Source organism: Streptosporangium canum, assembly GCF_900113865.1.
GTDB classification, from domain to species: domain Bacteria; phylum Actinomycetota; class Actinomycetes; order Streptosporangiales; family Streptosporangiaceae; genus Streptosporangium; species Streptosporangium canum.
Genome location: NZ_FOQY01000020.1, coordinates 144,089 through 155,671, shown reverse-complemented (window position 1 = coordinate 155,671; position 11,583 = coordinate 144,089). Strand labels below are relative to the sequence as shown.

Annotated in this window: 3 protein-coding genes; all 3 read left to right on the top strand. The window is 71.8% G+C overall.

The annotated features are described in order from the left end of the window. On the top strand, window positions 1–1,175 hold a 1,175-nt coding region (locus tag BM085_RS26695; RefSeq protein WP_245789714.1), incomplete at its 5' end, for a condensation domain-containing protein. After that, entirely contained in the window at window positions 1,172–5,416 is a 4,245-nt protein-coding gene (locus BM085_RS46915) for a non-ribosomal peptide synthetase (protein ID WP_143121082.1), read from the top strand. The genes BM085_RS26695 and BM085_RS46915, both read left to right, overlap by 4 nt. A 9-nt stretch (window positions 5,417–5,425) precedes the next feature. After that, window positions 5,426–11,583: non-ribosomal peptide synthetase (locus BM085_RS46910; RefSeq protein ID WP_281249869.1), on the top strand; the 6,158-nt coding region annotated here is incomplete at its 3' end.

The following is an 11,583-nucleotide window of genomic DNA, read 5'->3' as shown; positions in this document are numbered from 1 at the left end:
TGGATCCGGTGGCGGGCAGGATGGTCGGGGTCGTGTGGCTGGATGCCGGGCCGGAGGTCTCGGGCAGGTTGGTGCTCACCGTCCACCATCTGGCGGTCGACGGTGTGTCGTGGCGGATCCTGTTGCCGGATCTGTTCGCCGCCTGGGAGGCGGCGGTGCGGGGGGCCGTTTTCGAGCTGGCTCCGGTTCCGACCTCTTTCCGCACCTGGGCCCACCGGCTCCAGGACGAGGCCCGCGACAGAGGCGAGGCCCACGGCAGGGACGAGGCCCGCGACAGGGACGAGGTCCGCGACAGGGATAGGGCCCGCGACAGGGCCGCCGAGCTCGACCGCTGGACCGAGATCCTCGACGGCCCCGACCCGCGCGTCGGCAGCAGGCCGCTCGACCCGCGGATCGACACCGTCGCCACGCTTCGCAGCCTCCGTCTCACCCTCCCTCCCGAGCAGGCCGCACCCCTGCTGACCACCGTCCCCGCCGCGTTCCACGGCCGGGCCGGCGACGTGCTGCTGACCGGGCTCGCGCTGGCCGTGGCGCACTGGCGCAGGAAACGCGGCGGCCGGGGCACCTCGGTCCTGCTGGACCTGGAGGGACACGGCAGGGAGGAGATCTTCCCCGGCGTCGACCTGTCCAGGACCGTCGGCTGGTTCACCGCCATGTATCCCGTCCGGCTCGACGCGGGCATCGGCGGCTGGGCCGACGAGCGGGCCGTCACCCAGGCGATCAAGAAGGTCAAGGAGCAGCTCAGAGCGGTGCCCAACCCCCTGAGCTACGGCTTGCTCCGCTACCTCGACCCCGTGACCGGCCCCGAACTGGCCGTGCTTCCCCAGCCGCAGATCGTGTTCAACTACCTCGGCCGGGTCGCCGTCGCCGAAGGGGACTGGAACCTGGTCCCGTCCGGGTTCGGCGGCCACGACCCCGGCATGCCGGTGGCCCACACCCTGGAGATCAACGTGACCACCCACGACCGGTGGGACGGCCCCCACCTGGAGGCCGTCTGGTCCTGGCCGGAAGGGGTGCTCACCGGAGCGGAGGTCAGGGATCTGGCCGAGACCTGGTCCGAGGCCCTCGAAGGGCTGGCCGCGCACGGCCGGGGCGGCTACACGCCGAGCGATCTCCTGGTCGACCTGGACCAGAACGAGATCGACCGCATCCAGGCCGCGTGGGAGAAGCGATGACGCAGGTTCAGGACATCCTCCCGCTCTCGCCGCTGCAGCAGGGCCTGTTCTTCCACGCCCTGCACGACGAGCACGACGTCTACACCGCCCAGGTCACCCTCGACCTCGACGGTCCGCTGGACGTCCCCGCCCTGAAGAGCGCCGCCGCCAGGCTGCTCGAACGCCATCCCAACCTGCGCGCCGCCTTCTGGCACGAGGAGCTCAGCCGGCCGGTCCAGGTGATCCCGCACCACGTGGAGCCGTCGTGGCGTGAGGTCGCCTCGGCCGATCCGGCCGCCGTGGCCGCCGAGGAGCGGGCCCGCCCGTTCGACCTGGCCACGCCGCCCCTCATGCGCTTCGTCCTGGTACGGCTCGCACCCGGCAGGCACCGGCTGATCCTCACCAACCATCACATCCTGCTCGACGGCTGGTCCACCCCCCTCCTCGTCGCCGAGCTGTTCGCCCTCTATCTGGGGGTGGACGCCCCGGCGGCCCCGCCGTACAAGGGATATCTGGCCTGGCTGGCCCGCCAGGACCGGGCCGCCGCCCGGCAGGCCTGGGACCGTGCCCTCGACGGGGTCGAGGAGCCGACGCTGATCGCGCCCGGCACGGTCACGCACGTCCCGCCGGACAAGGTGAGCATCGAGCTGGACGCCGGCCTGACCACCGCGCTGGCCAGGCTGGCCCGCCGCCGGGGGATCACCGTCAACACCGTGCTGCAAGGGTTGTGGGGAGTGCTGCTGTCCCGGCTGACCGGGCGCGACGACGTCGTCTTCGGCGCGATCGTGTCGGGCCGGCCGCCCGAGCTGCCCGGCGTCGAGCGGATGGTGGGCCTGTTCATCAACACGGTGCCGGTCCGGGTACGGCTCCGCCCGCAGGAGCCGGTCGGGGAACTGCTGGAACGCCTCCAGGACGAGCAGGCCGAGCTGCTGCCCCACCATCACCTGGGGCTGACCGAGATCCAGCGCGGCGTCCTGTTCGACACCGTCACCGTGCTGGAGAACTACCCGTTCGATCCCTCCGCCGCGGACACCGCCCTCGGCGACGTCCGGCTGACCGGGTTCGGCTCCGTGGACGCCCACCACTACCCCCTCGCCCTCGCGGCCATCCCCGGCGACCGGCTCACCCTGCGCCTGGACCACCGTCCGGACCTGTTCACCGGAGCTCAGGCCCGGCGGCTGCTGGAGCGCGTACGGCTGCTGCTCACCACGCTGGTCACCGCCCCGGAGACGCCCGTCGGCCGGATCGGCGTCCTGGACGCCGCCGAGCACCGCCAGATCGTCGAGGAGTGGAACGACACCGGCGAGCCGGTGCCCTGCCGTACGCTGCCCGAGATCTTCGAGAGCGGGGCCGCGCGGGACCCGGACGCCGTCGCCCTCGTGGACGGTGAGACGGTCCTGACCTACGGCGGGCTCAACCGCCGGGCGAACCGGCTCGCCCGGCTGCTGGCCGAGCGCGGAGTCGGCCCGGAGCAGGTGGTCGCGCTGGTGCTGCCCCGCTCCGCCGACCTGATCGTCGCGGCGCTGGCCGTGGTCAAGGCGGGCGGCGCCTACCTGCCGGTGGATCCGGCCTATCCGGCCGAACGGGTCGCGTACATGCTCGCCGACGCCGCCCCCTCCCAGGTGATCGACGAGGCGTTCCTGGCCGGCGCGGACGTGTCCGGGCGTCCGTCGGAGAACCTGGACGTACGGCCGGAGCCGCGGCACCCCGCTTACGTGATCTACACCTCGGGCTCGACCGGACGGCCCAAGGGGGTCGTCGTGACCCACGAGGGCATCGCCGCGTTCGCGGCCGCGCAGACCGACCGGCTCAGGGTCGGCCCGGACAGCCGGGTGCTCCAGTTCGCCTCCCCCAGCTTCGACGCCTCGGTCATGGAGATGCTCATGGCCTTCGCCGCGGGGGCGGCGCTCGTCATCCCCCCTCCCGACGTGTACGGCGGGCCAGTGCTGGCGGAGGTGCTGGAGGCCGGGCGGATAACCCACACCCTGATCCCCCCAGCGGCCCTGGCGAGCGTGCCGGAGGCGCCGCTGCCGGAGCTGCGGACCCTGGTGGTCGGCGGGGACGCCTGCGGAGCCGAGCTCGTCGCCCGCTGGGCCCCCGGCCGTCTGATGATCAACGCGTACGGTCCCACCGAGGCCACGATCGCCGCGACGATGAGCGGGCCCCTGGCTCCGGGCGAGAGCCCGCCGATCGGGTCGCCGCTGTCGGGCGCCCGCGTCTATGTGCTGGATCCGTGGCTGCGGCCGGTTCCGGTGGGTGTGGCGGGGGAGCTGTATCTGGCGGGTGTCGGGTTGGCTCGGGGGTATCTGGGGCGTGGTGGGTTGACGGCGGAGCGGTTCGTGGCGTGTCCGTTCGGGGGGCCGGGGGAGCGGATGTACCGGACGGGTGATGTGGTGCGGTGGCGTGCGGACGGGGGGTTGGACTACGTCGGTCGTGCTGATTTCCAGGTGAAGGTGCGGGGGTTCCGGATCGAGTTGGGTGAGGTGGAGGCGGTGCTGGCCCGTCATGGGTCGGTGTCGGGGGTGGCGGTGGTGGTGCGTGAGGACCGGCCGGGGGATCGGCGGCTGGTCGCCTATGTGGTGCCCGCTCCGGTGGGAGGGGGCGTCTCCGGTGCGGGTGCCGGGGGGGATGGGTTTGCGGCGGAGTTGCGGGGGTGGGTGGGGGAGGTGTTGCCGGAGTACATGGTGCCGGTGGTGGTGGTGGTGGTGGATGTGTTGCCGGTGACGCGGAACGGGAAGTTGGATCGGGCGGCGTTGCCGGTGCCGGAGGTTTCGGGGTCGGGGTCGGGGCGGGGGCCGCGGTCTGTGGTGGAGGAGGTGTTGTGTGGGGTGTTTGCGGAGGTTTTGGGGCTTGATAGCGCGGCTGTGGTTGGGGTTGATGATTCGTTTTTTGATTTGGGTGGGGATTCGCTGTTGGTGATGCGGTTGGTGAGTCGGGTGCGGTCGGTGTTGTCGGTGGAGTTGCCGGTGCGTGTGGTGTTTGAGGTGTCGTCGGTGGCGGGGTTGGCGGTGTGGGTGGGGGGTGTTTCGGGGGGTGTGCGGCCTGGTGTGGGGCGGGTGGTGCGGTCGGGGGTGGTGCCGTTGTCGTTTTCGCAGCGGCGGTTGTGGTTTTTGAATCGGTTGGAGCCGTTGTCGGCGGTTTATAACTTGCCGGTGGTGTTGCGGTTGTCGGGTGGGGTGGATGTGGGGGTGTTGCGGGGGGCGTTGGGTGATGTGGTGGGTCGGCATGAGAGTTTGCGGACGGTGTTTCCGGAGGTGGGTGGGGTGGCGTGTCAGCGTGTCCTCGACCCCGCCGAGCCCCCGATCGAAGTGATCCAGGTCGACGGCGACCGGCTCGGAGCGGCGCTGGCGGCAGAGGTGGGACGGGGCTTCGACCTGGCGGTGGAAGCGCCCCTGCGAGTCTGCCTGTTCGAACTCGACGCCACCACCCACGTCCTGCTGCTGGTGTTGCATCACATCGCGGGGGATGGCTGGTCGATGGCTCCGCTGGCCCGGGATGTGATCACTGCTTATGAGGCGCGTTCGCGGGGGTGTGCGCCGTCGTGGGCGCCGTTGCCGGTGCAGTACGCCGATTACGCGGTGTGGCAGCGGGAGTTGCTGGGGGAGGAGTCGGATCCGGGGAGTCTGGTCAGTCGTCAGGTGGGGTTCTGGCGGACGGCGCTGGCGGGGTTGCCGGATGAGATCGCGTTGCCGGTCGACCGCCCCCGCCCCGCCGTCGCGTCCTACCGGGGTGGATCGGTCCCCGTGTCCGTCGGCGTGGAAGAGGTTCGCCGCCTGAGGGCATTGGCGCGGGAGGCGAATGCAAGTCTGTTCATGGTGGTGCAGGCGGCTTTGGCGGCGTTGCTGACCCGGTTGGGGGCGGGGACGGATGTGCCGATCGGTTCGGTGGTGGCGGGCCGGGTGGATGAGGCGCTGGACGATCTGGTGGGCATGTTCGTCAATACGCTGGTGCTGCGGACCGACACCGGGGGGGATCCGGGGTTCCGTGAGTTGGTGGGCCGGGTGCGGGAGGTGGATCTGGCGGCTTACGCGCATCAGGATCTTCCGTTCGAGCGGTTGGTGGAGATCGTCAGTCCGGCCCGTTCGATGGCCCGCCACCCCCTGTTCCAGGTGGTGCTGGCCTTCCAGAACAACCCGGCCGTGGTGCTGGAACTCGACGGCCTGTCGGTCGCGGTGGAGCCGTTGGCGCCGGGTGTCGCGAAGTTCGACCTGCTGCTGTCCCTGGCCGAGCGTGCCTGGGGGGTGCTTGGGGGCGTCGTGTAGTTCAGCGTCGTGTTGTTCGCGGGTCCGGCGGCGGGGGTGGTGTTGAGGTTCTTCCGTCTGCTCCTGGCCTTGGTGGTCGCCGCTGCTGTCTCCCTCATCGGGCTGGTCGTGCTGGTCGCGCGTGCCGGGCGCCGGATGCTTCTGGGGTGGTGGGGCGGCGGCTGGTGCGCCGGTGTCCCGTCGACGATCGTGGAGGGGTTCGAGGCGCAGGTGGCGCGGTCGCCGCATGCGGTGGCGGTGGTGGGGTCGGGGGTGGAGTTGTCGTATGGGGAGTTGGACGCGCGTGCGGGTGTGTTGGCGCGGGTGTTGGTGGGGTTGGGGGTGGGGCCGGAGCGGTTTGTGGCGTTGGTGGTGCCGCGTTCGGTGGATTTGGTGGTGGCGGTGGTGGCGGTGGTGAAGGCGGGGGGTGCGTATGTGCCGATCGATCCGGGTTATCCGGTGGAGCGGGTCGGTCACATCGTGGAGGATGCCGGTCCGGTGCTGGCCGTTGCGGTTGCGGAGTCGGAGGGGGTGCTGGCCGGGTTTGGGCGGCGGGTGTCGGTGCCGGACGGGGTGGCGCCGTTCTCGGTGTTCCGGCTGGGTGGGGACGCGTCCCGTGACGTCTTCGCGGCGGGTGGGGGTGAGCGGAGCGGGTCCGATGTCGCTGTGGCCGGTGGTGGGGTGGGGCGGTTGTTGCCTGCGCATCCGGCGTATGTGATTTTCACGTCGGGGTCGACGGGGCGGCCGAAGGGGGTGGTGGTTTCGCATGGGAATGTGACGCGGTTGCTGGTCTCGACGGAGGGGTGGTTCGGTTTCGACGAGACGGATGTGTGGGCGTTGTTCCATTCGTATGCGTTTGATTTTTCGGTGTGGGAGTTGTGGGGGGCGTTGTTGTATGGCGGGCGGTTGGTGGTGGTGCCGTTCGGGGTGAGTCGGTCGCCGGGGGAGTTCGTGGCGTTGGTGGCTGAGCAGGGGGTGACGGTGTTGAACCAGACGCCGTCGGCGTTTTACCAGTTCATGCGGGCCGATCGGGAGGGTTCGGGGGTGGGGTTGGCGCTGCGGTATGTGATCTTCGGCGGCGAGGCCCTGGATCCGGGGCGTCTGGGCGACTGGTACGACCGTCATCCCGAGACCGCGCCGGTGCTGGTGAACATGTACGGGATCACCGAGACCACGGTGCACGTCACCTATGCCGCGCTGGATCGGGAGACGGCGGTGAGCGGGGTGGGAAGCGTCATCGGCGTGGGCATTCCCGATCTGCGGGTGTATGTGCTGGATGAGTTCTTGTGTCCGGTGCCGCCGGGGGTGGTGGGGGAGTTGTATGTGGCGGGGGCGGGGGTGGCGCGGGGGTATGCGGGTCGGGCGGGTTTGACGGCGGAGCGGTTCGTGGCCGATCCGTTCGGGCCTGGTGGTGGGCGGATGTATCGGTCGGGGGATTTGGCGCGGTGGGGTCGTGCGGGGCGGTTGGAGTATCTGGGGCGGGCTGATCAGCAGGTGAAGATCCGGGGGTTCCGGATCGAGTTGGGTGAGGTGGAGGGGGTGTTGGTGCGGCATCCGCTGGTGGCGGAGGTCGCGGTGGTGGTGCGGGAGGATCGTCCGGGGGATCGGCGCCTGGTCGCCTACGTGGTCGGACATGACCGTCCGGCGCCGGATGCTCCCGAGAGTGCCCGTGAGGCGCTGGACGCTTCCGTGAGTGTCCGCGAGGCGTCGGCCGCTTCCGCGAGTGATCAGGCGGCACCGTTCTCTCCCACGAGTGTCCGCGAGGCGCCGGTCGCTTCCGCCCGGGGAGCTGGGCGGGGGGCGTCGCCGGAGGTGGGGGAGGTGCTGGACGCGGGGGAGGTGCGGCGGTTCGCGGGGCGGATGCTGCCGGATTACATGGTTCCGGCGGCGGTGGTGGTGCTGGAGGCGTTGCCGCTGACGGCCAACGGCAAGCTGGACCGGCGGGCGTTGCCGGTTCCGGAGGTCACCGGCTCCGGCCGGGAGCCCGCGACGGATCGGGAACGGCTGCTGTGCGGGCTGTTCGCCGAGGTGCTGGGGGTGGAGCGGGTCGGGGTCGAGGACGGGTTCTTCGATCTGGGCGGTGACAGCATCATCGCGATCCAGTTGGTGGCCCGGGCCCGGCAGGCGGGGGTGGTGTTCGGTCCCCGGGACGTCTTCCGGTATCAGAGTGTGCGGGAGCTGGCCGCCGTCGCCGTCGAGGAGCAGGAGACGGAACGCGAGCCGGAGGGGGCGGGGGTCGGTCCGCTGCCGGTCACCCCGATCATGGCCTGGCTGGCGGAGCGGGGCGGGCCGATCGGCGGGTTCAGCCAGACGGTGGTTCTGCGGGTGCCTCCAGGGCTTGGTCTGGATCATCTCACCCTGGCGGTGCAGGCGGTGTTGGACCGTCATGACGTGTTGCGGTTGAGGGTGGCGGGGCCGGGGGTGTCGGGGTTGGAGGTGATGGCGCGGGGGGCGGTCCGGGCGGCGGAGCAGGTGCGCCGGGTCGAGGTGGGCGGGGATCTGGAGGGCGCGATCGTCGAGCAGGCCGAGTTGCTGCGGTCCGGGTTGGATCCGGTGGCGGGCAGGATGGTCGGGGTCGCGTGGCTGGATGCCGGGCCGGAGGTCTCGGGCAGGCTCATCCTCACCGTCCACCATCTGGCGGTCGACGGTGTGTCGTGGCGGATCCTGTTGCCGGATCTGTTCGCCGCCTGGGAGGCGGCGGTGCGGGGGGCCGTTCCCGAGCTGGCTCCGGTTCCGACCTCTTTCCGCACCTGGGCCCACCGGCTCCAGGACGAGGCCCGCGACAGGGGCGAGGACTACGACAGGGGCGGGGTCCGCGACAGGGGCGGGGTCCGCGACAGGGGCGAGATTCGCGACAGGGATGGGGCCCGCGACAGGGACGCCGAGCTCGACCGCTGGCGCGAGGTCCTCGGCGGTCCCGCCGGGGACGGGAGTGCGGCTCCCCGGCAGTGGGGCACGTGGGGCGAACGGCGCGAGACGGTCGTGGAGCTTCCGGCCGAGGTGACGAGGCCGCTGCTCGGCAAGGTCCCCGGCGCGTTCCACGGCCGGGCCGACGACGTGCTGCTCGCGGGGCTCGCGGCGGCGGTCGCCCGATGGAGCGGGGACCGGTCGGTCCTGATCGACCTGGAAGGGCACGGCCGGCAGGACGCCTTCGCCGGGGTGGACCTGTCCAGGACCGTCGGCTGGTTCACCGCCATGCATCCCGTGCGGATCGACGCCGGCCCCGTCGACTGGAACGACCTCAGGAACGGCGGCCAGAGCGTGGCCCAGGCCGTCAAACGGGTCAAGGAGCAGCTCCGCGCCCTGCCCGACTCCCTGAGCTACGGCCTGCTCCGCTATCTCAACCCCGGCACGGCGCCCGTCCTGGCCGCCCTGCCCCGGCCCGAGATCGGCTTCAACTACCTCGGCCGCATCACGACCTCGGGCCAGGACTGGGAACCGGCGACCGACGGGCCGTTCGGCGGGCTGTCCGGCGGCCAGGACGCCGGCGCCCCGCTCAGTCACGGCATCGAGATCAACGCGATCGCCCTCGGCGACACCCTCCGCGTCACCTGGACCTGGTCGCCGCACCACTACACCGAGGACCGGATCGTCGAGCTGGCCACCGCCTGGTCGGAGGCGCTGACCGGCATCTCCCGGCACACCGGCGGCGGCCTCACCCCCTCCGACGTCACCGCCCGGCTCACCCAGGACGACCTCGACGGCTTCGGCCCGGACCTCCAGGACGCCTGGCCGCTCGCCCCCCTCCAGCGCGGTCTGTTCTTCCACTCCCTGCTGGCCGTGGACGTCTACACCGCCCAGCTCGTACTGGACCTCACCGGCCCCCTCGACGCGTCCAGGCTCAGAACCGCCGCCGAACGCCTGGTCCACCGGCATCCCAGCCTGCGCGTCTCCTTCGAGTTCCGCGACGGACCCGTCCAGCTCGTGCACCGCCGGGTCGAGGTCCCCTGGCGGGAGGTCGCCACCGCCGACGCCGCCGGCGTGGCCGCCGAGGAGCGGGCCCACCGCTTCGACCTCTCCAGAGCGCCGCTGCTGAGGTTCGCCCTGGTACGGCTCGACGCGGACAGGCACCGGCTGATCCTCACCAACCATCACATCCTGTTCGACGGCTGGTCCACCCCGCTGCTGGCCGCCGAACTGTTCGCCCTCTACACCGGGGCCGAGCCTCCCGCGGCCCCGCCGTACAAGGGGTATCTGGACTGGCTGGCCCGCCAGGACCACGCGGCGGCGGTGGAGGCATGGGACCGGGCCCTGGACGGCCTGGACGATCCCACGCTGGTCGCCCCGCACGCCCCCGCCGACCCGGTGCCGCCCGGCCGCGTCACCGCCGAGCTCGCCGACGGCCCGACCCGGGCGCTCACCACGCTGGCCCGCATGCACTCCACCACGCTGAACACCGTCATGCAGGCCGCCTTCGGACTGCTGCTCGCCCAGCTCACCGGCGGCGACGACGTCGTCTTCGGCGGTACCGTCTCCGGCCGGCCGCCCGAGCTGCCCGGCGTCGAGCGGATGGTGGGCCTGTTCATCAACACGCTGCCGGTCCGGGTACGGCTCCGCCCGGCCGAATCGGTGGGAGACCTGCTCCGCAGGCTCCGCGACGAGCAGGCCGAGCTGCTGGCCCACCACCACCTCGGGCTGACCGAGATCCGGCGCGGCACCCTGTTCGACACGCTGCTGGTGATGGAGAACTACCCCCTGGACCCGCGCACCGCCATCGGGGATCTCCGGCTGACCTCGGCGGATGTGGCCGACGCGACCCACTATCCGATCACGCTGCTGGTCGTCCCGGGGGAGCGGCTCCGCTTCCGGCTGCAGTACCGGCCCGACGTGTTCACCGAGGAGGAGGCCGAAGGACTGCTGGACCGGTTCCGGCGCCTGCTCACCACGCTGGCCGCCGCGCCGGACACCGCCGTCGGCCGCCTCGACGGCCTCTTCCGCGACGAGCGGGAGCTGCTCCTGCGCGAATGGAACGACACGGCGACGGCCGTACCCGAGGCGACGCTGGCAGGGTTGTTCGAGGACCAGGTCGCGCGGACCCCGGACGCGACGGCGCTGGTGTCCGAGGGCGTGGAGCTGAGCTATGCCGCGTTCAACGCGCGGGCGAACCGGCTGGCGCGGCTGCTGGCCGAGCACGAGGCCGGGCCCGAGCGGGTGGTGGCGCTCATGCTGCCCCGGTCGCCGGACCTGCTGGTCGCGATGTACGCGGTGGTCAAGGCGGGCGCCGCCTACCTGCCGATCGACCCGGACCTTCCGGCCGGGAGGATCGTGTCGATGCTTGAGGACGCGCGCCCGGTCCTCGTCATCGACCAGGACTGGCTGGCCGGCGCGGACGTGTCCGGGCGTTCGGCGGCGAACCTGGACATACGGCCGTCGCCGGACAACCCCGCCTATGTGATCTACACCTCGGGCTCGACCGGACGGCCCAAGGGTGTCGTGGTCTCCCACCGGTCGATCGTCAACCGCCTGCTGTGGACGCAGTCCCGGTACGGCCTGCGCGCCGACGACCGGGTCCTGCAGAAGACCCCGGCCGGGTTCGACGTGTCGGTCTGGGAGTTCTTCTGGCCGCTCCAGACCGGCGCCGCCCTGGTGATCGCCCGGCCCGGCGGGCACCGGGACCCGGCCTACCTCGCCGGGCTGATCGACGCCGAACGGGTCACGACCGTCCACTTCGTCCCGTCCATGCTCGCCGTCTTCCTCGCCGCCGCGGACGGTTCGGCGCCGGCCTCCCTCCGACGGGTCATCTGCAGCGGCGAGGCGCTCCCGCCGGAAGTCGCCGACCAGGCGGTCGCGCGGCTGGGCGTCCCGGTGCACAACCTCTACGGCCCGACCGAGGCCGCGGTGGACGTCACCTCCTGGGAGCATCGCCCCGAGCCGGACGCCGGGTCCGTCCCGATCGGCCGCCCGGTCTGGAACACCCGCGTCTATGTGCTGGATCCGTGGCTGCGGCCGGTTCCGGTGGGTGTGGCCGGGGAGCTGTATCTGGCGGGGGTCCAGTTGGCTCGGGGGTATCTGGGGCGTGGTGGGTTGACGGCGGAGCGGTTCGTGGCGTGTCCGTTCGGGGGGCCGGGGGAGCGGATGTACCGGACGGGTGATGTGGTGCGGTGGCGTGCGGACGGGGGGTTGGACTACGTCGGTCGTGCTGATTTCCAGGTGAAGGTGCGGGGGTTCCGGATCGAGTTGGGTGAGGT

What these genes read in the sequence shown, in the direction of transcription:
- BM085_RS46915 (WP_143121082.1), top strand. Translation starts at nt 1,172, where the DNA reads ATGACGCAGGTTCAGGACATCCTCCCGCTCTCGCCGCTGCAGCAGGGC.